Origin of the sequence: Aurantimicrobium photophilum (assembly GCF_003194085.1) — a bacterium.
Lineage (GTDB): Bacteria > Actinomycetota > Actinomycetes > Actinomycetales > Microbacteriaceae > Aurantimicrobium > Aurantimicrobium photophilum.
The window spans coordinates 1664929-1690666 of record NZ_CP023994.1 but is presented as its reverse complement, the minus strand read 5'-3'; the positions used below and the strand labels follow the sequence as shown (position 1 = coordinate 1690666).

29 protein-coding genes are annotated in these 25738 nt (G+C 55.0%); 25 read left to right on the top strand and 4 right to left on the bottom strand.

Going from position 1 to position 25738, the window contains the following annotated elements; translation table 11 throughout:
• The first annotated feature begins 76 nt into the window (after positions 1-76).
• Entirely contained in the window at positions 77-355 is a 279-nt protein-coding gene (locus tag AURMO_RS08515) for an HU family DNA-binding protein (protein WP_096382795.1), read from the top strand.
• 91 nt (positions 356-446) lie between these two features.
• Positions 447-2420, top strand: a complete 1974-nt coding sequence (locus AURMO_RS08510) for a bifunctional copper resistance protein CopD/cytochrome c oxidase assembly protein (RefSeq protein ID WP_204163614.1) — start codon at positions 447-449, stop codon at positions 2418-2420.
• Between the two features lie 7 nt (positions 2421-2427).
• Here the strand turns inward: AURMO_RS08510 and AURMO_RS08505 are convergent, their stop codons facing one another.
• On the bottom strand, positions 2428-3429 hold the full coding sequence (locus tag AURMO_RS08505) for a hypothetical protein (protein WP_110234750.1): 1002 nt from the start codon (positions 3427-3429) through the stop codon (positions 2428-2430).
• 66 nt (positions 3430-3495) lie between these two features.
• Between AURMO_RS08505 and AURMO_RS08500 the strand changes: the two genes are divergently transcribed.
• The 5 genes from AURMO_RS08500 to AURMO_RS08480 all read left to right on the top strand — a co-directional run bounded on the left by AURMO_RS08500 (position 3496) and on the right by AURMO_RS08480 (position 6614).
• On the top strand, positions 3496-4791 hold the full coding sequence (locus AURMO_RS08500) for an ATP-dependent DNA helicase (protein ID WP_110234749.1): 1296 nt from the start codon (positions 3496-3498) through the stop codon (positions 4789-4791).
• A 2-nt stretch (positions 4792-4793) separates the two neighbouring features.
• Complete coding sequence (locus AURMO_RS08495; RefSeq protein ID WP_110234748.1) at positions 4794-5216, top strand: thiol-disulfide oxidoreductase DCC family protein; 423 nt, start codon at positions 4794-4796, stop codon at positions 5214-5216.
• A gap of 41 nt (positions 5217-5257) precedes the next feature.
• Positions 5258-5863 carry a dCTP deaminase gene (dcd, locus tag AURMO_RS08490; RefSeq protein WP_110234747.1) on the top strand — a complete coding sequence of 202 codons (606 nt, stop codon included), beginning with the start codon at positions 5258-5260 and terminating at the stop codon, positions 5861-5863.
• A gap of 107 nt (positions 5864-5970) precedes the next feature.
• Positions 5971-6225 carry a type II toxin-antitoxin system Phd/YefM family antitoxin gene (locus AURMO_RS08485; RefSeq protein WP_110234746.1) on the top strand — a complete coding sequence of 85 codons (255 nt, stop codon included), beginning with the start codon at positions 5971-5973 and terminating at the stop codon, positions 6223-6225.
• Positions 6222-6614, top strand: coding sequence for a type II toxin-antitoxin system VapC family toxin (locus tag AURMO_RS08480; RefSeq protein ID WP_162532714.1), 393 nt, complete (start codon positions 6222-6224; stop codon positions 6612-6614). The genes AURMO_RS08485 and AURMO_RS08480 overlap by 4 nt, the downstream gene beginning before the upstream one ends.
• 1 nt (position 6615) lies before the next feature.
• Here the strand turns inward: AURMO_RS08480 and idi are convergent, their stop codons facing one another.
• Positions 6616-7161: an isopentenyl-diphosphate Delta-isomerase gene (gene idi / locus AURMO_RS08475; RefSeq protein ID WP_110234744.1), complete on the bottom strand. Its 546-nt coding sequence runs from the start codon at positions 7159-7161 to the stop codon at positions 6616-6618.
• A 34-nt stretch (positions 7162-7195) separates the two neighbouring features.
• On the opposite strand from idi, the gene AURMO_RS08470 reads away from it, so the two are divergent.
• The 9 genes from AURMO_RS08470 (at position 7196) to AURMO_RS08430 (ending at position 14233) form a co-directional block, all read left to right on the top strand.
• Positions 7196-8266, top strand: coding sequence for a polyprenyl synthetase family protein (locus tag AURMO_RS08470; RefSeq protein WP_239406831.1), 1071 nt, complete (start codon positions 7196-7198; stop codon positions 8264-8266).
• A complete protein-coding gene (locus AURMO_RS08465; RefSeq protein ID WP_110234743.1) occupies positions 8263-9177 on the top strand; it encodes a phytoene/squalene synthase family protein in 915 nt (304 codons plus the stop codon). Before AURMO_RS08470 ends, AURMO_RS08465 begins: the two co-directional genes overlap by 4 nt.
• Complete coding sequence (crtI, locus tag AURMO_RS08460) at positions 9174-10787, top strand: phytoene desaturase family protein (RefSeq protein ID WP_110234742.1); 1614 nt, start codon at positions 9174-9176, stop codon at positions 10785-10787. Before AURMO_RS08465 ends, crtI begins: the two co-directional genes overlap by 4 nt.
• A 5-nt stretch (positions 10788-10792) precedes the next feature.
• On the top strand, positions 10793-11122 hold the full coding sequence (locus AURMO_RS08455) for a lycopene cyclase domain-containing protein (RefSeq protein ID WP_110234741.1): 330 nt from the start codon (positions 10793-10795) through the stop codon (positions 11120-11122).
• On the top strand, positions 11119-11442 hold the full coding sequence (locus tag AURMO_RS08450) for a lycopene cyclase domain-containing protein (RefSeq protein WP_110234740.1): 324 nt from the start codon (positions 11119-11121) through the stop codon (positions 11440-11442). Before AURMO_RS08455 ends, AURMO_RS08450 begins: the two co-directional genes overlap by 4 nt.
• The gene (locus AURMO_RS08445) at positions 11439-12320 is read left to right on the top strand and encodes a prenyltransferase (RefSeq protein WP_239406830.1); all 882 of its coding nucleotides are present in this window, start codon (positions 11439-11441) and stop codon (positions 12318-12320) included. Before AURMO_RS08450 ends, AURMO_RS08445 begins: the two co-directional genes overlap by 4 nt.
• A 140-nt stretch (positions 12321-12460) precedes the next feature.
• Positions 12461-12820 carry a type II toxin-antitoxin system RelE/ParE family toxin gene (locus AURMO_RS08440; RefSeq protein WP_110234738.1) on the top strand — a complete coding sequence of 120 codons (360 nt, stop codon included), beginning with the start codon at positions 12461-12463 and terminating at the stop codon, positions 12818-12820.
• Positions 12820-13122: a helix-turn-helix domain-containing protein gene (locus AURMO_RS08435; protein WP_110234737.1), complete on the top strand. Its 303-nt coding sequence runs from the start codon at positions 12820-12822 to the stop codon at positions 13120-13122. Before AURMO_RS08440 ends, AURMO_RS08435 begins: the two co-directional genes overlap by 1 nt.
• A gap of 16 nt (positions 13123-13138) precedes the next feature.
• Positions 13139-14233 (top strand): NADH:flavin oxidoreductase/NADH oxidase, encoded by a 1095-nt coding sequence (locus tag AURMO_RS08430; protein WP_110234736.1) that lies wholly within the window; start codon positions 13139-13141, stop codon positions 14231-14233.
• Here AURMO_RS08430 and AURMO_RS08425 read toward each other — a convergent pair.
• Positions 14230-15606 (bottom strand): MFS transporter, encoded by a 1377-nt coding sequence (locus AURMO_RS08425; protein ID WP_110234735.1) that lies wholly within the window; start codon positions 15604-15606, stop codon positions 14230-14232. The two genes, AURMO_RS08430 and AURMO_RS08425, sit on opposite strands and share 4 nt — an antisense overlap.
• Before the next feature lie 220 nt (positions 15607-15826).
• On the opposite strand from AURMO_RS08425, the gene dnaK reads away from it, so the two are divergent.
• The 9 genes from dnaK to AURMO_RS08375 all read left to right on the top strand — a co-directional run bounded on the left by dnaK (position 15827) and on the right by AURMO_RS08375 (position 25208).
• Positions 15827-17698, top strand: a complete 1872-nt coding sequence (dnaK, locus tag AURMO_RS08420; protein WP_110234734.1) for a molecular chaperone DnaK — start codon at positions 15827-15829, stop codon at positions 17696-17698.
• Between the two features lie 2 nt (positions 17699-17700).
• Complete coding sequence (locus AURMO_RS08415; RefSeq protein ID WP_110234733.1) at positions 17701-18321, top strand: nucleotide exchange factor GrpE; 621 nt, start codon at positions 17701-17703, stop codon at positions 18319-18321.
• A gap of 35 nt (positions 18322-18356) precedes the next feature.
• Positions 18357-19331 carry a DnaJ C-terminal domain-containing protein gene (locus AURMO_RS08410; RefSeq protein ID WP_110234732.1) on the top strand — a complete coding sequence of 325 codons (975 nt, stop codon included), beginning with the start codon at positions 18357-18359 and terminating at the stop codon, positions 19329-19331.
• A 28-nt stretch (positions 19332-19359) separates the two neighbouring features.
• Positions 19360-19776, top strand: a complete 417-nt coding sequence (locus AURMO_RS08405) for a heat shock protein transcriptional repressor HspR (RefSeq protein WP_110234731.1) — start codon at positions 19360-19362, stop codon at positions 19774-19776.
• Positions 19777-19788: 12 nt separating this feature from the next.
• Complete coding sequence (locus tag AURMO_RS08400) at positions 19789-20031, top strand: hypothetical protein (RefSeq protein ID WP_110234730.1); 243 nt, start codon at positions 19789-19791, stop codon at positions 20029-20031.
• A gap of 385 nt (positions 20032-20416) precedes the next feature.
• The gene (locus tag AURMO_RS08390) at positions 20417-20788 is read left to right on the top strand and encodes a nuclear transport factor 2 family protein (protein WP_110234728.1); all 372 of its coding nucleotides are present in this window, start codon (positions 20417-20419) and stop codon (positions 20786-20788) included.
• 9 nt (positions 20789-20797) lie between these two features.
• A complete protein-coding gene (locus AURMO_RS08385; RefSeq protein ID WP_110234727.1) occupies positions 20798-21940 on the top strand; it encodes a class I SAM-dependent methyltransferase in 1143 nt (380 codons plus the stop codon).
• A gap of 116 nt (positions 21941-22056) precedes the next feature.
• Complete coding sequence (locus tag AURMO_RS08380; protein WP_110234726.1) at positions 22057-24255, top strand: ATP-dependent Clp protease ATP-binding subunit; 2199 nt, start codon at positions 22057-22059, stop codon at positions 24253-24255.
• Between the two features lie 164 nt (positions 24256-24419).
• Positions 24420-25208 carry a DUF3800 domain-containing protein gene (locus AURMO_RS08375; RefSeq protein WP_110234725.1) on the top strand — a complete coding sequence of 263 codons (789 nt, stop codon included), beginning with the start codon at positions 24420-24422 and terminating at the stop codon, positions 25206-25208.
• Between the two features lie 134 nt (positions 25209-25342).
• Here the strand turns inward: AURMO_RS08375 and AURMO_RS08370 are convergent, their stop codons facing one another.
• Positions 25343-25636 (bottom strand): helix-turn-helix domain-containing protein, encoded by a 294-nt coding sequence (locus AURMO_RS08370; RefSeq protein ID WP_110234724.1) that lies wholly within the window; start codon positions 25634-25636, stop codon positions 25343-25345.
• Between the last annotated feature and the right edge of the window lie 102 nt (positions 25637-25738).

Below are 25738 nucleotides of genomic sequence, written 5' to 3'. Positions count from 1 at the left end.
AAACGAGACGGCCCTTGTGGCTCAACCGTTCCAAACAAAGTGCTACCTCGGTAGCTCAACGTCCAGGAGGACACAAATGGCTCTCAACAAGTCTGAGGTTGTCGCAGCAGTTGCCGCTCACACCAACCTTTCGCAGGCAAACGTAAACGGCGTCATCGACGCTCTCTTCGCAGTTGTATCTGCTGAAGTTGCTAAGGGTGGAAAGGTAACCATCCCCGGCTTCATCTCCTTCGAGCGCACCAACCGTGCAGCTCGCACCGGTCGTAACCCTCAGACCGGCGCAACCATCCAGATTGCCGCATCCAAGTCGGTAAAGGTCTCGGCTGGTAGCAAGCTCAAGGCTGCTGTCAAGTAGTCACGAGTTTCACTCGCTTTGGTGGGTGTGGGCCTTCGGGTCCACACCCACTATGCACTTAAGCTTCAGCAATAATCTCTAGGCTTGAGTTGTGCCCCGTTTATTCAAGATAACTATCCCCGCAGTGACCGTGCTGGTTGCGCTTGTCGTCTTGCTCGGGGCCCTTGCTTTTGGCGGTGGTTCACGCACTCCCGCCTTGGGGGATCCAGGCGTTGTTGTTCGCGTCGGCTTGCCCATTGCCAAGCTGTTGGTCGATCTCTCGGCAGCAACAATGATTGGTTCGCTGGCACTTGCGTTGTGGGCTTTCGCCTCGCGGGAACGTGCCTATGTTCGCAGCATTGATATTGCTGCAGCTGCAGCCCTCGTCATGACTTTGGCTTCAGCGGCAACTGGTTTCCTCACGTTCATGAACGTGAGCTTGACGCCCTTCTCCCTGGACTCCACCTTCGGCAATCAATTGGGTTTCTTCTTTACGGGCATTGAACTGGGTCAGGCGTGGCTGATTACTACGTTGCTTGCTGCCCTAGTTGCGGTGCTGTGTATTGCAGTGACAAACCAGACCGCGCTCTTCTTTGTCGGCTTGGCAGCGGTGGGCACATTGGTGCCCATGGCGCTGCAAGGACACTCAGCTAGTGTCTCGGGTCACGCCATGGCGATTACCTCGATGGGCCTGCACTTAGTCTTTGTCTCTGTCTGGCTGGGCGGCGTGCTCACGCTGATTCTCCTACGCGGCATCATCGACGCTGACCGCTTGCCAGTGATTGTCTCCCGTTTCTCCACTCTGGCCATCATCGCCTTCATTGTTGTTGCAGTTTCGGGAGTAGCCAACGCGATGGTGCGCATTGGGAGCATTGACACCCTTGTCGGCACACCTTATGGCCAGCTAGTGCTGGCCAAGGTTGCCGCCATGGTTGTCCTCGGTGCCTTCGGGTTCTGGCAGCGTGGCTACCTGGTGAAGCGCATGACAGGCGCGGCCACCCAGAAGATGTTCTGGTGGTTCATATCGCTAGAGCTCATCATCATGGGAGTGACAGCAGGCTTGGCTGCTGGACTTGCGCGCACGCCCACTCCGGTTAGTGAGACGCTCAACCAGAACCCCACCCCTGCGGAGATTCTCACTGGCAGCCCGCTTCCACCAGAGTTCACGTTGGACCGCTACTTCACGGTCTGGAACTTTGACCTGATCTGGTTGCTGTTCTGTGCTTTCGCTGTCTTCTTCTATCTGGTGGGCGTCTATCGACTTCACAAGCGTGGGGATAAGTGGCCTTGGTATCGCACTGTGCTGTGGGTTGCCGGTATGGCTCTGCTGTTCTACATCACCAACGGCGGCATCAACTCGTACGAGATGTATCTCTTCTCCGCTCACATGGGCGCTCATATGACCCTGGGCATGATGGTTCCGATATTTCTGGTACCGGGTGCTCCGGTGACCTTGGCCATGCGTGCGGTGAACAAGCGCCAAGACGACAGCCGTGGTGGACGCGAGTGGATACTCAAGGCAGTCCACTCAGGCTACGCCAATGTGATTTCTCACCCACTCTTTGCCACCATCAACTTTGTTGGCTCCCTGTGGCTGTTCTATTACACGCCCATCTTCCGATGGGCGACGAGTGACCACATCGGTCACGAGTGGATGATTGTCCACTTCCTGCTTGCTGGGTATTTGTTTGTGCAATCCTTGATTGGCATTGACCCGGTCAAGACTCGTTACCCCTACCCCTTCCGCCTCATTCAACTTCTGGCTGCGATGACGGTGCACGCCTTCTTTGGTCTGGGCATTATGTCGAGCGAGAACTTGCTCCTTGCTGATTGGTATGGAGCCATGGGTCGCACGTGGGGTTCCACTCCGCTGGAAGACCAGCAAGCCGGTGGGGCGATCGCGTGGAGTGTGGGAGAACTTCCCAACCTTGTCCTTGCGCTCATCATTGGCTATCAGTGGAACCGTTCAGACGCGAAAGAAGCAAAGCGCAAAGACCGCCAAGCAGATCGTGACGAAGATGCCGAGCTCAAGGCATATAACGCCATGCTTGCTCAGCAGGCAGCTGCTGATTTGAAGCAGAACTAGTCAGCGATTACTGCGAGAGCACGATGGCAAGGTTGCCATCGGCTCGAATGGAAATGTTGATGTTGAACACTGCATCAACAATTTCATCCAGCGGCGAGATGGTGCCGTCATAGAGGGACTGCACTTCGCCGGTGATGCGGAGCTTTCCTACCGCGTTCCTGACCGCCCACGTGGTGTCCCCGGGGACGACAGTGATGACAGGATATTCCGCTACTTCCCAGGTGGGTTCTCCCACAATACGATTACCGGTTTGGTAGCCAAAGGGGCAGCCGGCGGGCTGGAGCACATGTTGCTTCACGCAGCTGTCGAGGTAGTCGTCGACTTCTTTTTGCACACGCTTGGTGAAAGCCTTGTTGGCCTGCACGTCCACGACGACCTCGGCGGTTTCACCAGGTGTTGCAATATCGAGCACAACCTTCTTTGCCGTGAGCCAGGTGGAGGTGTGGTCGAAGACATAGTTGCCGGGGGCAAAGAGGAGATACGTTCCAGTTCCACCCCAGACCGTGGCGTCCTTGGCTGAGTCGGTCGAGCGCAGATCAATCAGCCCTGAGTTCCCCACATCAAATGCAGCGTCGTGCCACACGGTGACCTTTGCCTTCGCCACGGGCAGTTCTGCGAAAGCCCAGGATTCAAAGAAGCCCATGGTGCTGCCAATGCGCGTGACCACGAAGGTGCCCGTGGCTTTTTCGCCACCGAGCAGGTAGCTCGCCGTGACCTTGGTCTTGGCGTCGTTGCCGGAAACCTTGGTGATGGTGATGTCACTGAGCTCACCCATGGCGGATCCGCGCAACAATGTGCGGTCGGCATCAGCTGGAAGTTTGTCGCCCACGCCCGGCATCGACAAAGCTGATGCGGCATCATGGCGCGAGAGCGCAGAGAGATATTGGCTCACAAAACCAGAGGCGCTATAGAGCGACTGGTTGATCCCCACGCCTACAAAGATGGTGACCAGGAGTAGCACAGCTGCGGCCAACCCCAGATAGGTTCCTTGGCGTCTGGTCAGTTTCACTTCTTCATCCTACAAAGCGCCTGTGGGCAACAAGCTGTGCAAGCACAGCGCCGGTAAACTTCGGGAGTGAACAAAGTCTCCTTATCTGCGCAGCAGCAGGAGGTCTTTAACCTCATTGAGGAAACTCGAGAGCATGTGTTCATCACAGGTCGTGCCGGTACGGGTAAATCGACCCTGCTGAACCACCTGGCCTTCACCACCGAGAAGACCATTGCGGTGTGTGCCCCAACGGGTGTGGCCGCGCTCAATGTCGGTGGCCAGACGATTCACTCCCTGTTTCGTTTGCCTACAGGCTTGATTGGTTCGCTGGACCTCAACCACGGCCCCGATCAGCGCAAGATCTTGAACGCCATCGACACTCTCGTGATCGATGAAGTCTCCATGGTCAACGCCGACATCATGGACGCCATCGATCGCGCCCTCCGCGAGGCCCGCCACCGCAAAAAGGAAAGCTTCGGCGGCGTGCAGGTCATCATGTTCGGTGACCCCTACCAACTCTCTCCGGTTCCTCCCCGCACTCCAGAGGAGAAGGAATACCTGCAAGCTCGGTATGCCTCAAACTGGTTCTTTGACGCAGCGGTCTGGCAAGACACTCCTTTGCGCATTATTGAACTCACCGAAATTCACCGTCAGCGTGACGATGCGTTTAAAGAAATGTTGAATGCTGTTCGTCACGGAACGGTGACCCCGACTCTGGGTGCAGCTCTCAATTCTGCAGGCAACCGCCCTGTTCCTGAGGGCGAAGACATCATTATCTTGGCCACCACCAATGCGCGCGTGAACGCCATTAATGCAGAGCAGCTAGCCAAGCTTCCAGGTAAGAAGAAGGTCGCTGCGGCTGATGTGAGCGGGGACTTCGCCGCGAATGCATTCCCTGCTGATGAGGACCTCGAGCTCAAGCTCGGAGCTCAGGTGATGTTCCTGCAGAACGACAGCGAAGGCCGCTGGGTCAACGGCACCGTGGGAACCGTGACCAAGATCACGGACACCGTCTTTGTCACCGTGGCAGGTTCTGAATACGAAGTGCACCCGGTCACCTGGGAGCGTTACAAATACTCCTATAAGCAGAGCACGGATGAGCTCAGCCGAGACGTGGTTGCCGAGTTCACCCAGTTCCCTTTGCGCCTGGCCTGGGCAGTCACCATTCACAAGGCACAGGGTCAGACCTATGACCGTGCGCTGATCGACATGGGTTCACGCGCCTTCGCTCCAGGACAGACTTATGTGGCACTGAGCAGAATTACTTCGCTTGAAGGCCTGTATCTCTCGCGCCCACTCCGACCCTCCGATGTCATTGTGGATCCTGACGTGGAGCGCTTCATGGGCCGGGTTGAATCACTCGGCCAACTCCTCGAAGGCTAGGCATGATTGTCCTCATCGATGGCAACTGCGCACTGTGTGTGGGACTGGTCGAATGGTTGGGCAAGCGCATTACTGCAGAGAAGCTCAACCCAGAACACATCATGTTTGTGCCCGGAGAGTCTGACTGGGGAACTGAGCTCCTCCGAGAAGCCCATGTCACGGGTTTTGATTCCGTCGTCGTTCTCAACAAGGGGGAAGTCCTGCAAGAAGGAGATGCAGTGCTCGCGCTCGCCGAGGTGCTACCCAGACGCTGGAAGGTCGTTGCGGCACTGGGAAAGATTGTTCCTAGGCTCTGGAGAAACGCTGTTTATCGCCAGGTGGCGAGGAACAGAATCTCCTGGTTTGGTCGCAAGGAGGTCTGTGCGATTGACTCCCGCGTGGCTGGTGTGACCTATGGTCCTCGTGGACTTCTTAAACGCCCGTAACCTGCCTAAACACCGCCCTTTTCCTTAGATAGGCTTAGAACATGCTTCTTTCTGATCGCGATATTCGTGCTGAACTCGAGTCGGGCCGTATAGGTCTTGACCCTTCGGCTGATGACATGATTCAGCCCTCGAGCGTTGACGTTCGCATCGACCGGTACTTCCGTCTTTTCGACAACCACAAGTACCCCTACATCGACCCTGCTGAAGACCAGCCAGACCTCACCCGTCTGATCGAGGTTGACCCCAACGAGCCTTTTATTCTGCACCCTGGAGAATTTGTTCTCGGCGCGACCTACGAGCAGGTTTCCCTGCCCGACGACATCGCTGCCCGCCTGGAAGGTAAGAGCTCACTGGGTCGTCTGGGTCTGGTTACCCACTCCACCGCAGGTTTCATTGACCCTGGCTTCTCCGGCCACATCACTCTAGAACTGTCCAACATGGCAACTTTGCCCATCAAGCTCTGGCCAGGTATGAAGATCGGTCAGCTCTGCTTCTTCAAGCTGACCTCACCTGCAGAGAAGCCCTATGGTTCTGCTGAATACAAGTCCCGCTACCACGGTCAGCGTGGACCCACAGCTTCTCGCTCATTCCTCAACTTCCACCGCACCGATGTCAGTGCAACGGATGCCGGAGCAATCGGCGGCTAAGAAAAAACTTGAAAAGGGGGCCTTCGTGGCCCCCTTTTTTGTTGGCTCTGGTCTTTGTCTGTGGTGAGTGATAATCTGGCTAAGTAATCTAGCCAGAAAGTAGCATCATGCAGCAAGTCAATATCCTCGAAGCGAGAAACTCATTGTCTCGTTTGGTGAGTTTCGCTGTTCAGGGTGAAGAGATTGTTATCGCAAATCGCGGTAAAGCTGTTGTTCGCCTGGTTCCCACCGAGCCTGCTCCCGTGAAATCGGGGAAAGCAGCGGCAATGTGGCTTCTGAAGAACCCACCGCCAACTCCCACGTCACGCACAAAGCAAGAACTCGAGACACAAATTCAAGAAAACCGTGAGGCGTGGGATTGATCTACCTAGATTCTTGTGTCGTCATTTTTGCGGTTGAAGATGAATCCTCTGAGGGAGAGTTCATTAGACAGAAACTCGCAGATCTCGGTGATGAAGAAGTCATGATTACACCGCTTGTCACGATGGAATGCGTCACAGGTCCTCTGAGGGATGACAACCTCGTCCTCCATGATCACTACATTCGCGCCCTCTCCCAATTTGAAAAGCGGGAGCTGGGCGAAGAGCAATTCCTCAGAGCTGCTTCGCTCAGGGTGAAACACGGTTTGAAAACTCCTGACGCTCTTCACCTTGCTGCTGCCCAGCTGCACGGATGTCGAGAACTATGGACTAGAGATTCTAAATTGGTTTCTGCAGCCCCTGGGTTTGCCATTGATCTGCAAAGTCAGTGACCTACCCGGCTGGAGATAAATACCCGGCAACAGCTAACCGGGGCAACTGCAGTGTGAGCCAGGGGCTAAACGCGAAGGCGGACTTTTCCACCGAGGCAAGCAGAGCCTCGGGCTCGGCCCAGGCGTATTCCGCAACCTCAGCTGGATTGGGAACAGGCTCGTCATCCACGATGGCGATGAAGACAGGGCAGATTTCGTTTTCTACGATGCCGGAAGCATCCACGGCGCGGTAACGGAAGTCAGGAAGAGCACTTTTCACCGAAGCAAGTTTGAGTCCCAGCTCTTGCTCAGCACGACGGTGAATGGCTTCGACGAAGTCTTCCTCTGGTGCAGGGTGGCCACAGAACGAGTTCGTCCATACACCAGGCCAGGTCTTCTTTTCCAGCGCGCGGCGGGTGACCAGGATCTGACCTTCGCGATTGAACACGTGGCACGAGAAGGCAAGGTGAAGGTGAGTGTCTTCAGTATGAACAGTGGCCTTCTCGGCGGTGCCGATGGCGGCACCGTCCTCAGACAGAAGCACAACAAGTTCTGGGGATTCACCCATGTTTTGCTCCCGTCTGGTCAGTTAGTCTGGAGAGGTGAGCATTCCCAGCCAAGAAGCCGAAATGACGCGCCATCTCGCGCTCGTCGAAGAGGTACTTGAGCGCTTCTTTAGCCTATCCACTCAACGGGCTGCCACACTCGCTCCAGCGTATGAAGCGCTCTGGAAAACCCTCCGCTCCAACACGGCCGGCGGCAAGCGTTTCCGCCCACAAATGGTGATGACCGCCTACACAGCACTGGGTGGTTCGGATCTTCGCTCTGCTGCCCATGTGGGTGCCTCCTTTGAGCTTCTTCACACCGCCCTGATTGTTCACGACGATGTCGTGGACCGTGACTTTGTTCGCCGCGGTATTCCCAACGTATCCGGCAGCTATCGAGACGTGGCACAAACCGCAGGTCTGTCTCTTCCGACAGCTGAACATCGAGGTATGTCTGTAGCGGTGATTGCCGGCGACTTGGCGTTGACAGGTTCTTTCCGACTGATGGAGCGCGCGAGTGCAAACCCTGAGGTTCGTGACGCTCTTGTTGAGCTGCTGGACCGCGCGGTCTTTGACTCTGCTGCCGGTGAGCTCATTGACGTGGACTTCTCGTTGTATTCAGGAATGCCCAGCATCGAAGAGATTGTTCACATGGAACGACTCAAAACGGCGGTGTATTCGTTCGAAGCACCGCTGCAAGCAGGTGCACTGCTGGCTGGTGCAACCCACGACGTCATCGCTGCACTGGGCGAGTTTGGTCGCAACATTGGTATTGCGTATCAAATAGTGGATGACTTACTCGGTGTCTTTGGCAACGAAGCATCCACCGGTAAGACCACTCTGGGTGATCTTCGTGAAGGTAAGCGCACGGCTTTGATTGCCTTCGCCTCACAGACCTCTGAGTGGAGCTCCATTTCACAGCTCGTGGGAGATAGTGAACTTTCTGCCGAAGACGCTGCAACCGTGCGTGAGGTTCTCGAACGCACCGGTGCCAAGAAGTTCACGCAGCGTCTTGCCTCGGACTACGCCGATGAGGCTGTCGCTGCGTTGCACGGGGCGGGCATTCCTCAGCAACTCATCGAACAACTCACCCCACTCGTCACTGCGGTCGTGGAGCGCGTGCGATGAGTAACGACAAGCTCGTTCAAGATGCCTCTGTGCCCGTGAGCGAACAGCCCACGAGACAAAGTGCGCTCTATGACCGCGTTGCGGAGCAAACCGCGAGCATGATCATTCGCGAGTACTCGACCTCCTTCGGCATGGCAGCACGCCTGCTGGGTGCTGGCGTTCGTCAGGACGTGGAGAACATCTATGGTCTGGTTCGTCTCGCCGATGAAATCGTCGATGGCGTTGCCGCTTATGCCGGTGTGAGCGAAAAAGAAATCCGACGTCTCCTCGATGAACTCGAAGAAGAAACCGTAGCCGCGATGAATCGCGGCTACAGCACCAATCTGGTGGTGCATGCTTTTGCCTTGACCGCGCGCAGGACAGGAATTGAACCCGATCTGACTCGTCCGTTCTTTAAATCCATGCGCACTGACATCACTCGTGTGACCCACACACCTCAGAGTTTCGACGAGTACGTCTATGGCTCTGCTGAGGTTGTCGGTCTGATGTGCCTGAAGGCATTCCTGGTTGGCATGGATCTCACTCCAGAACAGAACGACACTTTTGTCACCGGAGCTCGCAAGCTTGGTGCCGCATTCCAGAAGGTGAACTTCCTACGCGACCTCAGCGCTGATGTGGACGCCTTGGGCCGCAGTTACTTCCCCGGCATCAATATCGCCACCTTCACCGAAGCTGACAAGCAACGCCTTGTTGAGGACATCGACGCTGACCTAGCTGTCTCGGGTGTCATTGTTCCTTTGCTTCCTGCCAGTAGCCGAAAGGCAGTGGCGCTGGCTCAAAATCTTTTTGCTGAACTCAACCGCAGGATTGCGCGCACTCCTGCAGCTGAACTCAAACACACCCGCGTGAGCGTCCCGACACTCGTCAAGGTCCGCCTCGCACTTGCAGCATTGATGGGAAGAGTCTCATGACCAAGTCCGTAGTCATTATTGGTGGCGGTATCGCCGGCCTCGCTTCAGCAGCACTGCTTGCTCGCGATGGATATCAGGTCACCCTGCTGGAAAAGCACAAAGAGGTGGGCGGTCGTGCAGGCAGCTGGGAGAAGGACGGCTTCCGTTTCGACACTGGCCCTTCTTGGTATCTCATGCCTGAAGTCTTTGACCACTTCTATAAGCTCATGGGCACCTCAAGTGATGAGCAGCTCAAGCTAGCCAAGCTCAACCCCGGTTACCGCGTTCTGTTCGAAGAAGATGGTGTCTACCCAGCAACTCCTGTTGATGTTCTAGACAACCGTGAAGACAACCTCGAGCTCTTTGAAAAGTTGGAGCCTGGCTCACGCCCCGCGATGGAGCGTTACCTGGACTCCGCCAAAGACACGTACGAGATGGCGAAGAAGCGCTTCCTCTACACCAGCTTTGAAAAGTATGGCCCGCTCATGCGCGCCGACGTTCTGCGTCGCACACCCAAGCTGGCCAAGCTTCTCCAAGAGTCACTGCACAAGTTCGCCTCACGCCACGTGAGTGATCCCCGTCTGCAACAGATCCTGGGATACCCCGCCGTATTCCTAGGTTCTAGCCCCTTCATCACGCCGTCGATGTATCACTTGATGAGCTATCTCGACCTGGAAGATGGTGTGCTTTATGCCCAGGGTGGCTTCAATCGCGTGATTGAAAGCATCCGAGACATTGCCGTTGCAGAGGGAGTAAACCTCATTCCTGAGGCCAACGTCTCCAAGATCCTCACCGTGGTGAACCCTGCTGGGCACAAGACCAAAGCGAAAGCAGCCGGTGTTGAATACACCAAGGGCAAGTCCAAGACAGGAACCACTCTGGCTGCAGACATCGTGGTCTCTGCAGCGGACCTTCACTTCACCGAGACCGAGCTTCTTCCCGAATCATTACAGACCTATGGCGAAAGCTACTGGGAGAAGAAGGTCTCAGGCCCCAGTGCTGTCCTGGTCTACTTGGGCGTCAAGGGAGAAGTTCCTGAGCTTGAGCACCACACTTTGTTCTTCACGAACGATTGGGACGAAGACTTCAAGAAGATTTTTGGTGAAGAGACTTCGGTTCCCTCTCCAGCCAACATTTATGTGTGCAAGCCGAGTGCAACGGATGCTTCTGTTGCGCCCAAGGGTGACACCAACTTGTTCATCTTGGTCCCCATTCCTGCCGATGTGACAATCGGTCAGGGTGGCATTGATGGCAAGGGAAGCAAGCAAGTTGAAGCAATCGCTAACAACGCCATTGACCAGATTGCTGTCTGGACTGGAGTTCCTGACTTGGCCAAGCGCATCACTGTTCGTCGCACGGTCGGCCCTGCAGACTTCGCCAACGACCTCAACTCTTGGAAAGGTGGAGCCCTCGGCCCCAGCCACATCCTTTCGCAGAGTGCATTTTTCCGCTCGGGCAACATCTCCAAGAAGGTGGAAGACCTGTACTACACCGGCGGCACCACCATCCCCGGCATCGGTCTGCCCATGTGTTTGATCTCTGCCGAGATCTTGGTCAAGCGCCTTCGTGGTGACACCACCACCGAGCCACTGCCCGAGCCTCTCTTTCCCACGGTCGACAAGACCGCTTAAGTCAGATGAACTTTCTCTATCTCGCAGCACTGCTGGTGTCTCTCACCGGCATGGTGATGTTGGATAGACGTTTCACGCTGTTCTTTTGGCAGGATGCCCGCAGGGCAACCCTGGTGTTGACCACGGGAATCGTGTTCTTCCTGATCTGGGATCTCACCGGTATTGATGCCGGTGTTTTTTTCCGCGGTGAGGGTCAGTGGATGACGGGGATCCTGCTTGCCCCTGAGCTTCCCGTGGAAGAAGTGTTCTTCCTCACCCTGCTGTGTTACATGACCATGAACGTGTTTGTCGCGGTCAGTCGAGGCGTCAGTAAGAGCAAGGCTGTGACGAAGTGACCTACTCTGTCCTGAACTCTGTCTTCCTCGGCCTCGCCGTGTGGTTTGCTGTGATTGCCATCGTGGTGAGCAGCAGGCGAGGAGTGAAGTTCACTGCCCCTGTGTGGTGGACGTTTGGCATAACGCTGGTCATCATGATGATTACCACCGCCATCTTTGACAACGTCATTATTGGAGTGGGTCTGGTGGCATATGACCCCAGCACACTTCTGGGTAGCTACATTGGGCTCGCACCTCTGGAAGACTTTGGTTACACCCTCGCCGCCGTCATCATCTTGCCGGTGTTGTGGATTCTGTTGGGAACATGGAAGAAGAGATGAACACACTGAAGCAACTCTTCGTTTCCTCCAGGCCCCTGTCCTGGATCAACACCGCATTTCCGTTCGCGGCTGCCTACTTGATGACCACACGCCAGGTTGATCTCACCTTCATTCTGGGCACCATCTTCTTCCTCATCCCTTACAACCTGGCGATGTATGGCATCAATGATGTCTTCGACTACGAGTCAGATATGCGTAACCCCCGCAAGGGCGGTGTTGAGGGTGCTGTGCTGGACCGCAGTCTCCACAAGGTCACGCTGTGGGCTGTGGTCATTACCAACGTCCCGTTCCTGATCTATCTCATTGCGGTAGGTAACCTGGATGCGAATATCGTTCTGGCCGTGAGCATGTTCGCAGTTGTGGCTTACTCGATGAAGGGCCTGCGCTTTAAAGAGATTCCCTTCCTGGACTCCTTCACCAGCAGCACCCACTTCGTGAGCCCTGCCGTTTATGGTGTGATCTTGGCTGGCGCTACCTTCACCCCTGACCTGTGGCTGATCCTGAACGCGTTCTTCCTCTGGGGAATGGCCTCACATGCCTTCGGCGCGGTTCAGGACATTCAGGCAGACAGGGAGGGAGAACTTTCCTCTATTGCCACCGTCATTGGCGCTGCGAACACTTCTCGCTTTGCTCTTGCTTGCTACGCGCTCGCCGGATTGCTGATTCTTTCCGGGGCATTCTTTACAGAACCCACCTGGCCCTACTGGGTTGCTGCAGCGACCGCCGTTCCTTACATCCTGATGGTGTGGCCATTTAGGAACCTCAGCGACGCGGAATGTGAGCAAGCCAACCGCGGCTGGAAGAAGTTCTTAGGGATTAACTTCTTTGCTGGCTTTATCGTGACGATGTTGCTGATCTTTACCTGGCTTCACGGGTAACAAGTTCTGCACAGTTCGGTGCAATTCGAGATGTCAACAGATCCCCAACTCTTCGAGTTGGGGATCTGTTTGTTCTGCCAGAGTTCATTTCCGAGGTGAACATATACACCTCTTGAGTTATATAACTTGAAGGTTGTATTATGGTGACGTGGGAAGTTGACGTTGAGTTGATCAAGATCTGGTTCTCCAGGCTGGATATCAACTCAAGGGCACAGGTTCAGGCAGCAATTGAGCTACTTGAGTCCGAAGGTCCACAGCTAGGCCGCCCGCTTGTTGATTCTGTCAACGGATCAGCACATAAGAACATGAAAGAACTTCGACCAGGGTCATCTGGCCGGAGTGAACTTAGAATCTTGTTTGTTTTTGATCCAGACCGAAAAGCAATCATGTTGGTCGCAGGTGACAAGTCGGGAACATGGTCAAAGTGGTACCGAACCAGCATTCGGAAAGCTGACCAGCTATATACGGAACATGTAGAGAAAAGAAAGCAGGCACAGTGATGTTGAGTCCAGAGCAACTATTTGCTGAGTACCCCTCTGACCCTGCTCAGGTTGAAGCGCATAAGAAGCGCATGATGGCGGAAGCGCGTGCATACCGTCTCAAGGAACTCCGCAAAGAACTTCAGATAACTCAGGTTGAACTTGCACAACAGTTACACGTTAGCCAGAACCGCATCTCTCGAATTGAACACGGTGACATAGAGAAGTCTCAGGTTGATACGTTGCGCAAATATGTGGAGGCCATGGGTGGAACCCTTCGCATCGACGTTGAAGTGGATGGCAAGAAGTTTCAACTGGCTTAGAGAGTAGCGTGGAGTTATGACCCAACCTGCGCTCTTCACACCCTTCACCGTTCGTAACCTCACCATCCGTAACCGGGTGTGGGTGCCACCGATGTGTATGTATAGCGCCCTGGGCAAAGACGGTATCCCTACCTCCTTCCACACCGCGCACTATGGTGCCATGGCACTCGGTGGAGCAGGACTCATCATTGTGGAAGCAACTGCAGTGAACCCTGAAGGGCGCATCTCTTTCCACGACTTAGGCATCTGGAACGACGAACAGGTTGCTGCTTTCAAGCCCATCACCGCATTCATGTCAGCACAGGGTGTTGCCCCCGGCATTCAGCTCGCGCACGCAGGACGCAAAGCTTCGACCTACCCAGGCTGGGGCTATGACGGAATCGATGGAACCGTGCCTGTCGAGGAAGGTGGTTGGCAGACGCTGGGACCTTCAGCAAACGCGTTCACGGGCTATGCCCAAGCGCACGCCATGAGTGAAGAACAGATTGGTCAAGTTGTGGCGGACTTTGCTGCTTCAGCTCGACGGGCTGTGGAAGCAGGGTTCAAGGTTCTGGAGATTCACGCAGCCCATGGCTACCTGATCCACGAATTCCTTTCACCTCTGACAAACGAGCGCAGCGATGACTTCGGCGGACCCCTCAAGAACCGTGCACGTCTGCTGCTCGACATTGTTCGAGCAGTGCGTGCAGAGATTGGCGAAGAACCCGTGTTGTTTGTTCGCTTCTCGGCAACCGACTGGGTTGAGGGTGGCTGGAACGAAGAAGAAACCAGCATTGTCACAGACTGGGTCAAAGACCTCGGTGTGGATGCTGTAGACATTTCAACCGGCGGCCTGATCGCCGAGGCGAAAATTTCAACGGGACCTGGCTACCAAGTTCCGATGGCTCACTACGTGAAAGAACATGCACACCTGCCCGTGGCAGCTGTGGGCATGATCACCACAGCTCAGCAGGCGAATGAAATTGTGGAGTCAGGACGTGCTGATGCCGTGTTGATCGGTAAAGAGACTCTGCGCGACCCACACTTCGCTCTGCGCGCGGCGACAGAACTGGGCGCAGAAATCGACTACGGCATTCCTCAATACCAGTGGGCGCCGTTTCCTCGTTCTTAGCGAATGAACTTTGCGCGCAGGGGAATCATCAACAGCAAACCTGCCAGCAGGACAATCACGATTCCAAGGATGCCGAAGTAGGTAGCTCCGAAGGCGCTGACGAAAATCGCAAAGAGTGTGGGTGCGAGGAAGCTCACGGCTCGACCAGTAGTGGCATAGAGACCAAAGATCTCACCCTCTTCACCTTCGGGAGCAAGGTGTCCAAGAAAAGCTCGAGCAGATGCTTGAGCGGGGCCGACGAAGAAGGTGAGCATGAGGCCGCCTATCCAGAAGGCAGTTGCGCCACCATCGTGGAAAATAAACAGGCCGATACCGGTGAGGACCAATCCGATAAGCGCGATGACAATAACGCGCTTGGAGCCGATCTTGTCATCGATCCAGCCCGAGAACAGCACACCAATACCGGCAACGAGGTTGCCGCCAATGGCGAAGAGAATGACCTCGGTGAAACTGAGCCCAAACACTGTTCCAGCCAAGATGCCACCGAAGGCAAAGACTGCTGCGAGACCGTCACGGAAGACGGCACTAGCCAGGAGGAAGTAGAAGGTGGGGCGAGAGTTCTTGTACAGGTCTGCAATTTTGCGGAACAAGATTTTGTAAGACTCGATGATGCCAGCCTTTTTACCTGGGTGGGTGGCAATGTTCTCGGGAACATTGAGTAGGACGGGCAAAGAGAACGCCAGAGCCCAGAGGGCGCCAAAGACGGCCACCACACGGATATTCATTCCGCCGTCGGTCGTCACACCAAACCAGTAGGGGGGATCGCCCAGGATGAATCCGACAAGTGCAATCAAGAGCACAACGATGCCACCAAAGTAACCCATGCCCCACCCAAAGCCTGAGATGCGTCCCATGTTCTTGGGTGTGGAGACCTGAAGCAGCATGGCGTTGTAATTCACATTCGCCATTTCGTAGAACACATTGCCTATGGTGAGCAGCACAATTCCAAGGGCAAAGAACTGGGGCGTTCCTTCAACAAAGAACATGGCAGCTGTAGCAGCAATCACGATGCCGGTGTTGATCCCCAGCCACAACTTACGCTTACCGCCAGCGTCGGTGCGCTGACCGACGACGGGTGCAATCACGGCAACCGCCACGCCACCAATAGCCAGGGCCCAACCAACCCAACTGGTGAGGTTGGCCTCGGCAGCTTGGAAGTTGGTCAGAGCAGTGCCGGTGGCTTGCCCCTCTCCACCGGCAGCTTCGTAAGCAGCAACAATCTTGGGATCGATGAAGTAGCTCGAGACGATGTAGCGAGCAAAGACAAATGTCGTGATGAGCACACTGAAGGCGGAAGTTCCCCAGTCCCAGAGAGCCCATGAGATGACTTGTTTGCGTGGGACTTTTACTTCAACAGCGCCGGTGCTTGACATGTGTTCAGGGTATCTTGCCCGCGCTGTTACAGGGAAGAACTAGGGATAAACATCCCGTGAATCCAAAGTTGAGTCGAGAAAGCTCAAGATTTGCTGTGAACGCTTGACTCCATGTTGTTCCAGTGGCAAACTTGATACATCGAGACTCAAGTCTTGAACAGACTTCATATAAACACTGGACTTCCGGCCACAAGCCGGGGAGAAACAAGGAGAAAAACACATGTCACGTGCAGTAGGCATTGACCTCGGAACGACCAACTCGGTCGTTGCCGTACTCGAAGGTGGCGAGCCCACCGTTATCGCCAACGCTGAAGGTTTCCGCACTACCCCCTCGGTAGTTGCCTTCACCAAGGATGGCGAAGTACTCGTTGGAGAGCCTGCAAAGCGTCAGGCTGTGACCAACGTTGACCGCACCATTGCGTCGGTCAAGCGTCACATCGGTACCGACTGGACCGTTGCGATTGACGACAAGAAGTACACCCCTCAGGAAGTTTCCGCTCGTATTCTAGGCAAGCTCAAGCGCGACGCTGAGACCTACCTCGGTGACACCGTCACCGACGCCGTCATCACCGTTCCTGCTTACTTCAACGACGCTGAGCGTCAGGCAACCAAGGATGCCGGTGAGATCGCAGGTCTGAACGTTCTGCGTATTATCAACGAGCCCACCGCAGCTGCTCTGGCTTACGGTCTCGACAAGGGTAAGGAAGACGAGCTCATCCTCGTATTCGACCTCGGCGGTGGAACGTTCGACGTTTCCCTGCTCGAAGTGGGCAAGGATGACGACTTCTCAACCATCCAGGTTCGTGCAACCTCCGGTGACAACCGCCTCGGTGGTGACGACTGGGATCAGCGCATCGTGGAGCACTTGATCAAGAAGTTCAAGGAGACCACCGGTGTTGACGTGTCCAAGGACAAGATCGCTCTGCAGCGTCTGAAGGAAGCTGCAGAGCAGGCAAAGAAGGAGCTCAGCTCCTCCATGAGCACCAGCATTCAGCTGCCTTACCTCTCTCTGACCGAGAACGGCCCAGCCAACCTCGATGAGACCCTCACCCGTGCACAGTTCGAGTCGATGACAGAAGACCTCATTGCTCGCACCAAGAAGCCATTCGAGGATGTCATCAAGGAAGCCGGCGTCAAGGTCAGCGACATTGCTCACGTTGTCCTCGTTGGTGGATCGACCCGTATGCCTGCTGTGGCAGAACTGGTCAAGAAGCTCACCGGTGGCAAGGAACCCAACAAGACAGTAAACCCTGATGAAGTAGTTGCCGTTGGTGCTGCACTTCAGGCTGGTGTTCTTCGTGGCGAGCGTAAGGATGTTCTGCTCATCGACGTCACCCCATTGAGCCTCGGTATCGAGACCAAGGGTGGCATGATGACCAAGCTCATCGAGCGCAACACTGCGATCCCCACCAAGCGTTCGGAGACCTTCACCACTGCTGATGACAACCAGCCCTCGGTATCTATCCAGGTATTCCAGGGAGAGCGTGAATTCACTCGTGACAACAAGTCACTGGGTAACTTCGAGCTCAGCGGTATCGCACCAGCACCTCGCGGTGTTCCTCAGGTTGAGGTCACCTTCGACATCGACGCCAACGGTATCGTGCACGTGTCCGCTAAGGACAAGGGCACCGGTAAGGAGCAGTCGATGACGATCACCGGTGGCTCTTCTCTTCCCAAGGAAGACATCGAGCGCATGGTTCGTGAAGCTGAAGAGCACGCAGCAGAAGACAAGGCACGTCGCGAGTCTGCAGAGACCCGCAACGGTGCTGAGCAGCTTGCTTACTCCATCGAGAAGCTCATCAAGGAGAACGAAGACAAGCTCCCCGAGGACGTCAAGAACGAGGTACAGGGCGATGTTGACGAACTCAAGACTGCTCTCGCAGGTGAGGATGACGCAGCAGTAAAGACTGCTTATGACAAGCTCATGGAAAGCCAGGGCAAGCTCGGCGAAGCAATCTATTCAGCTGGCCAGGCTGAGGGTGGCGCTGAAAGCGCTGCCGAAGGCGAAGCCGCTTCGGATGATGACGTTGTTGATGCTGAAGTTGTCGAAGACGACGAGGCTGACGGATCGTCTGAGAAAGACGCTAAGTAAGAATGTCTGACCAGAATTCGAACCCAGTAGAGGAGCCCCTGAACGGGGGCTCCTCCGCAGGGGATTCCAACGCAGCTGGCGAGAACGCCGGTTTTGTTGAAGATCCTGGATACGACAACGCTGAAGGCATCTCTTTAGAAGATGCTGATGTTGAGACCTCTCTGACAGATGCCGACCTTTCTTTCCTCGAAGAGGCAGAAAGTGATCTGGCAGCAGAGCGTCTTGCTGACTTGCAGCGCGTCACCGCTGAATACGCCAACTACCGCAAGCGCACTGAAGCTAACCGTGAAATCGAACGCGAACGCATCATCAGTGACACGGTGAAGATTCTTCTTCCCGTTCTTGATGACATCGATCGCGCCGAGAAGCACGGCGATCTGACTGAGGGCTCCGCCCTGGCAGCCATCGCTGGCAAGCTTCGCGGTGTGACCGAGCGACTCGGTCTTGTTGCCTATGGTGCAGCAGGCGATGTCTTTGACCCCAACCAGCACGAAGCAATTCTGCAGCAGCCCACACCCGGTGCAACTGCAGAGACAGTGCTGGATGTTGTTGAGACCGGCTACATGCTCGGCCTCACACAGGTTCGCGCGGCTAAGGTTGTCGTCGCTGTTCCTGCAGACTAAATTTTCCGAAACAACACATAAGAAAGGAGGCGCATATGGCCAGTCAAGATTGGTTCGATAAAGACTTTTATAAAGTCCTCGGCGTCTCCAAGGACGCTTCGGAAGCAGAACTGAAGAAGGTCTATCGCAAGCTTGCTCGCGAATTCCACCCGGACTCCAACCAGGGCAATGCCAAGGCGGAAGCCAAGTTCAAGGAAATCTCTGAGGCTTACTCCGTGCTCTCCGACAAGGAGCAGCGGGCAGAGTATGACCAGATCCGCGCCATGGGTTCCGGGGCACGCTTCAGTGCGGGCGGACCCCAGGGTGGTTTCGATGACGCCTTCAGCGGGTTCGGTCGTGGTGGTGGACAGCAATTCAACTTCCAAGGTGGCGGGTTCGAGGACATTCTCGGGGGCATGTTTGGAGGAGGTGGCCGATTTGGTCAGTCCTCCGGCGGCTTCCGTGGCTACGGCGGACCTCAAAAGGGACAAGACCTTGTCTCTTCCGTCACCATTGACTTCTTCGAAGCGTTCCATGGCGACACCATGAGTCTGACCACCAGCGAGGGGCGCACCGTCAAGGTGAAGATTCCAGCTGGTGTTGCAGACGCTCAGAAGATTCGTCTGCGTGGCAAGGGTTACCCCAGCCCCGATGGTGGCGAAGCGGGAGACATCGTGCTCACCGTGAAGGTGAAGAAGCACCCTGTCTTTGATCGTGATGGTTTGAACATCAAGGTCAACGTTCCCGTGACCTTCGTTGAAGCAGCACTCGGTGCCACTATCGAAGTTCCCACCCCTGACGGCGAGACCGTGAAGCTTAAGGTTGCCCCCGGCACTCCGAGTGGACGTTCTCTGCGCGTGAAGGGTCGCGGAATCAAGACAGCAAAGGGAACCGGTGACTTGCTTGCCGTCATCCAGATTGCTGTCCCTTCCCACCTCGACGACGCAGCTCGTGAAGCACTCGAGCAGTTCTCAGCAGTTGCACCAACCGAGAACCCTCGCGCAGACTTGCTGTCAGAAGCTAAGCGCTAACAACTGGCCATAAAGAGAGGAATAAAGAATGGACGAGAACCAGCCCATCTTTACTATCTCTATGGCTGCAGAGCTTGCTGGAATGCACCCGCAAACTCTGCGACAGTATGACCGCATCGGCCTGGTTCAACCAGGCCGAACTGCGGGTCAATCTCGCCGCTATTCCATGCGCAACGTCGCTCAGCTTCGTGAAGTAGCCAGGCTGAGCGCGGAGGGCCTGTCCCTTGAAGGCATTCGCCGCGTTCTTGATTTAGAGAACCAAAACGACGCACTGCGTGCTCGGGTTCGTGAGCTCGAAGCTGCCTTGGCAGACGCACTTCTGAACCAACCTGGCCGACGCGTCTTCGCCGCAGGAACTGCGGGAGACGTGGAGAGCCTCCGAGCAGGAACCCGTGCTCGCCGCCGCACCGATGTTGTGGTCTGGCGCCCCTTTGGGCGTGACTAATAAGCTGAGTTCATGGACACTGAAACGGCATACTGGATCGCAATCGTAGTTTTCGCTGCAGTAGTTTTTTCGATTGTTGCCTTTACGGTGGGGAAACTCAGCGCTGACTCAAAGTCACTCTTTGTAGCTAAGCCTGCAGAATCAGAAATTAGATCTGAACTCGTTGCGCTTCGCTGCCAGGTCGAGGAATTACGTTTCGAGCTGCGCCGTTCAAACTATAGGAACTTTGGTTCACCTGAACATCCAGTGAACTAGTCCCCCTTAGTCTCTTCAAAATCTAGTTTTCCCACATCTTTTTACTTGATGTGAGTGCTCAAACTTGGTTGTGACAAAGTCGCCTCAATACGAAGCTGATTGAAAGGTGATCATATTGAACGAGTCCCAAACATGGGCAGTAATTGGAATATTTGCCAGTACCTTGCTGGGGATGGCAGGTTTTCTAGTTAGCTCATTGAATAGAACTATTCGAGCTTCAATAAGTGTCCTTGACGGGAAAATTGATTCTCTGCGCCAGGAAATGGGAGTCCGCTTCGAATCGCTATCAGGCACAATTGATCATCTTGATCGTGACGTTCAGTTCCTCATGAAACGTGAACTTGAGGATCGCGCCTAGTTTCACATTGCACGTAGGCTGGGAAGCATGACTGACGCTGGTATCCAAACCCTGCTTGATGACTACTTCGAGCTCATGCACACCCAAGACATGTCCCTGTTCGACAAGGTCTTCCACAAAGACAGCAACCTTTACTCGTCCGAAAACGACGAGATTGTGATTCGCCCTCGCGATTTTTATCGAGAACAAATGGAAGCTCGTACTTCTCCTCAGGACTCAGGCAATGCTCGTCGTGATGAGGTCCTTCTGATTGACCAGATTTCAGCGGAAATTGCTCTCGCAAAAGTTCAGCTCGAAATGTTCGGTGGCGTCATGCAGGACTATTTGAGCCTGCTCCACGTGGACGGTTCCTGGTTCGTGATTTCTAAGTTGTACAAGCAGGTAGGTAAGTCCGCCTAGTCTCAAAGGATGAGCACTTTTCCTTTTGAGTCCCTCAGGCGTTGGCCTGATCTTGAGTCACCTGAGCTTCTTGCAAGTGACGCAGCAGATCGTCTGCTTTTATCTGAGCTCGAACACGAGGTCAAGGCAGACCCCACCTTGCTGCAGGCCGGACTCGTTGTGATCGGCGACAACTATGGAGCCATCACGTTGGCTGCTCTCAAGGAGTTGGGATTTAGCTCTGTCCGCGTGCACCAAGATGCACGTTCGGGTGAACTTGCATTGGAAAACAACGCCAAAGAACTCTCCATCACTGGATTCACCCATCACGCCTTTGATGCTGAACTGGTCCGCGATGCGCGCATCGTGGCCATGCGTTTGCCCAGGTCTTTGGACCAGCTCGATCAGTGGGCTGCACTCGTTGCTGCCTATGCAGCACCGAACGTGCAGGTGTTTGCCGGTGGTCGACTCAAGCACATGACTCTCGGCATGAACGATGTCCTCAAGAAGTACTTCGGCATGGTTGTGGCCAGCCTGGCTGTTCAAAAGAGCCGAGTACTGCGCGTCAAAGAACCCAACAGCGAAGTTGCTCTTGAGTCACTTAGTGGGTGGCCCAAGTCCAAGCGCTATGACGTGATTGACACCACTGTGTGTGCCTATGGTGGTGTCTTTGCCGGCATCAACTTGGACATTGGTACCCGTGAACTGCTGGCCGTTCTCGATCAGACCTCAGCAGATGCCAAGAAAATCATCGACTTCGGTTGTGGTTCTGGTTTGCTCGCGGTTGCTATTGCCAGGCTTCGCCCCAACGCAACCGTTGTTGCAACCGACCAGTCTTCTGTTGCCGTCGCGTCCGCTACAGCAACGCTGGAGGCAAACGGTCTGGGCGGCAGGGTTGATGTTGTGCGGGACGACGGACTCTCTTCGCAGGCAGATGCTTCTGCTGATCTCATTCTCTTCAACCCTCCCTTCCACTCGGGTGCTGCGGTTCACTCCGACACCAGCGTGAGATTGTTTGCTGAGGCTGGCCGTGTGCTCAAGCCAGGTGGCGAACTCTGGGTTGTTGCGAACAGTCACCTCGGATACAAGCCTGTTTTGAAGGATCTCGTGGGGGAAACGCGTGAGGTGAAGCGCACGCCGAAGTTCACCGTCACCTGCTCCACGAAGGGCTAGTTCTCAGGCTTCTTTCAGCTTCAGCCCTAGAGATTTACTGGGCAAAAGAGTAAACTTGAGCCATCACCACTCAACTTTGTTGAGCGGTGAAATCCACACTAGGAGTTAGAAAGAACATGCAACAAGAGCCGCAAGAAGAAAACAAGAGCGCGCTCGAGCTTTACGGTGTCAACCTCACCGAAATTGCAAAGAGCGGCAAGCTCGACCCCGTCATCGGTCGCGATGCGGAGATCCGTCGAGTCAGCCAAGTGCTTACTCGTCGTACCAAGAACAACCCCGTGCTGATCGGTGAACCAGGCGTGGGAAAGACTGCTGTCGTGGAAGGACTCGCCCAGCGCATTGTCGCCGGTGACGTCGCCGACAGCCTCAAGAACAAGCAGCTTGTCTCCCTCGACATCTCAGCCCTCATTGCAGGTGCAAAGTATCGAGGCGAATTTGAAGAACGCCTCAAGGCGGTTCTCAAAGAAATCAATGACTCAGACGGTCAGATCATTACCTTCATCGACGAACTCCACACCCTGATGGGTGCTGGTGGAGGCGAAGGCTCCGTGGCAGCAGCCAACATGCTCAAGCCCATGCTTGCTCGTGGTGAACTGCGCCTGATCGGTGCCACCACTCTGGATGAGTACCGCGAGTTCATTGAGAAGGATGCCGCGCTCGAGCGTCGCTTCCAGCAAGTGTTCGTCGGAGAGCCCAGTGTCGAAGACACTGTGGCTATTCTTCGTGGACTCAAGGAACGTTACGAAGCCCATCATAAGGTGGCCATCGCAGACAACGCACTCGTTGCTGCCGCAGCACTCTCCAACCGTTACATCACCAGCCGTCAGCTTCCTGATAAGGCCATTGACCTCATCGACGAAGCTGCCAGCCGTTTGCGTATGGAGATCGACTCGGCCCCGGTCGAGATTGATGAACTGCGCCGCAGCGTTGATCGCCTCAAGTTGGAAGAGCTCGCTCTGAAGAAAGAAAAGGACGACGCCTCGAAGGAACGTCTGGCCAAGCTGCGTGAAGACATGGCAGAGCGCCAGGGTCGTCTTGACGACCTCGAGAAGCGTTGGGAACTCGAGCGCAATGCGCTCAACCGCGTTGGTGAACTCAAGACCAAGCTGGATGCTGCCCGCATTCAGGCTGAGCGTGCTCAGCGTGAAGGTCAGCTGGAGCAGGCAAGCCGTTTGCTCTATGCAGAGATTCCTGAGCTCGAGCGTCAGCTTGCTGCTGCAGAATCAGCTGAGCAGACAGATTCTGAGCGCATGGTCAATGAGCAGGTCACCAGTGACGACATCGCCTCGGTCATTGCGGCATGGACAGGTATTCCTGTTGACCGCTTGACCAAGGGTGAAACAGAAAAGCTTCTCACCCTCGAGAACGAAATTGGCAAGCGCCTGATTGGCCAGAAAAAGGCTGTGCAGGCAGTGTCGGAGTCTGTTCGTCGCTCACGTGCAGGCATCTCTGACCCAGACCGCCCAACGGGATCCTTCTTGTTCCTCGGCCCCACGGGTGTGGGAAAGACGGAGCTCGCCAAGGCGTTGGCGGAGTATCTCTTCGACGACGAGAAGGCCATGATTCGTATCGACATGAGCGAATACGGGGAGAAGTTCTCCGTCTCGCGTCTGGTGGGCGCTCCTCCCGGATATGTCGGATATGAAGCTGGTGGTCAGCTCACCGAAGCTGTTCGTCGACGCCCCTACTCGGTTGTCCTCCTCGACGAAGTCGAGAAGGCACACCCAGAGGTGTTTGATGTTCTGCTGCAGGTCTTGGACGACGGTCGCCTGACCGATGGCCAGGGTCGCACCGTCGACTTCCGCAACGTAATCCTGATTCTCACCTCGAACCTCGGTTCACAGTTCTTGGTTGATCCAGAACTCAGCTGGGAAGAGAAAGAACGTGCTGTCAACGAGACGGTGCGTCAGGCATTCAAGCCTGAGTTCGTCAACCGTCTAGATGACATCGTGGTCTTCTCGGCACTGAGCCAAGAAGATCTCGGTCAGATTGTGGAGCTCTACATCGACCGCTTGCAGAAGCGTCTTGGTGAGCGTCGTCTTGAACTGGCCGTCACACCCAGTGCTCGCACGTGGCTGGCAGAACGTGGTTATGACCCCATTTATGGAGCACGCCCACTTCGCCGCCTGATGCAGCACGAGATTGATGACCGTTTAGCAACGGCCATCCTGGGTGGTGCTATCCGTGACGGCGACACTGTTCTGGTGGATCTCTCAGGCGACAGCTTGACCGTGTCTGCCGACCGGGCTCACCCCGTCTTTGATGCAGGGGATGAAGATCCCTTTATTGAAGCCGAGCTCATGGAAGACGAGTAACTTAGCGCGCGCAACCGAGAGCATTCTCGTGTGAGAAGCACTAGGACGAAACCCCCAGCAAAAGCTGGGGGTTTCGTCCTAGAAATGATGGTGGGGGGTAGGTAGAACCTTCTCTCTAGTGTGAAGCTCGGGGAAATGTCACTAGCTGGACCTATATTCACATCATGAGAAACCTAGATCCGGGCCACCTACTTTCATATGTCGATGAATCTGGGGATACCGGTTATGGTCAACAGAAATCTTCGACTACGTACACGTTGGGTTGTGTCGTTATAAATAGCGCTCACTGGGGTGGAGTTCTAGATGAATATGTTGAATTTAGAAGAAGGCTAAAGGCCAAATTTAGAATTCCAATGAGGGCGGAACTGAAGGCAAATTTTGTGCTTCGTGGAACGGGTTCACTCAAAGAATTGAATCTTTCCCCTGCAGAACGACACCTTATCTTCAGGAGTCATGTGAAATTTGTTGCTGATAATCCTTACCTACACGTGTTCGCAGTTGTTGCAACAAAAAACGGAGGTCTCACAGGAAGCAAACTGTTTGATGAAACCTGGATCCGGCTTTTTCAGCGCCTTGAACGCACAAGTGATGCTTTGGGCGCTTCGACAGTTCAGCTCATCCATGATCAAGGAGAAGATGAGTCAATCCGGAAACTCGCGCGTTGGTCCAGAAGACGGCTAACTGCTGGGTCGCAAACAGGTTCAGGTCTAATTGCGCGACCTTTCAAAAATTTGGTTGAGGATCCAGTCGCCAGAGATTCTCGTGCGAGTTATTTCATCCAGATGGCTGATTTTGCCGCCTATGCGGCATACAGACGGATTCATCCTGGTACAGAGAAAGTCCAACAGATAGTTCCACAGAATTCATGGGACCTGTATGAGGAAGCGCTGTTGGCAAGGGTCACTAGTGCTCGATTTGGAGAGCCGAAGGCAATCGTTTCACTCCAGGCATAAAAAGGCCCCCGGTTTGACCCGGGGGCGGCTAGGGCCTCCCTCACCCATAAGGGGTGGCTTGGTCCTGGTAACAATATAACCCCAGCCACGGTCATTTAGCGAAACTTCAGAAAAGCAGGGTGTTGAGAAGGACGTTAACCTTGCCGCGCTTTGATGAGCTCAGCAGCTGTCAACTTGTGTGGTCTCTTTGTCACCATGTCACCGCTGAGGCCAGCAATCAAGACACCTGGATCAATCTCTAGAACACTGGCAATTCTCAGCAAGGTGTGAAGATTCGGATTGGCTTTCCCGCGCTCAATTTTGCCGTAGTTCGACACGTGCATTGCGGACATGTGCGCCACATCCTCTTGGCTCAAATCCAAGCTCTCACGGCGTTCACGCAGACGTGATCCCAGTATTTGTGCTGCCGCTGACGCAAGTGAATCCATGCCTCAAGCGTTCCGGCATCACGCACCATTAACCAGAGTTTAAAAGCCTGAGGTTTTAACGCTACTTTTAACCCCTAGCCGCGACGCCGATCGCGGCATCAG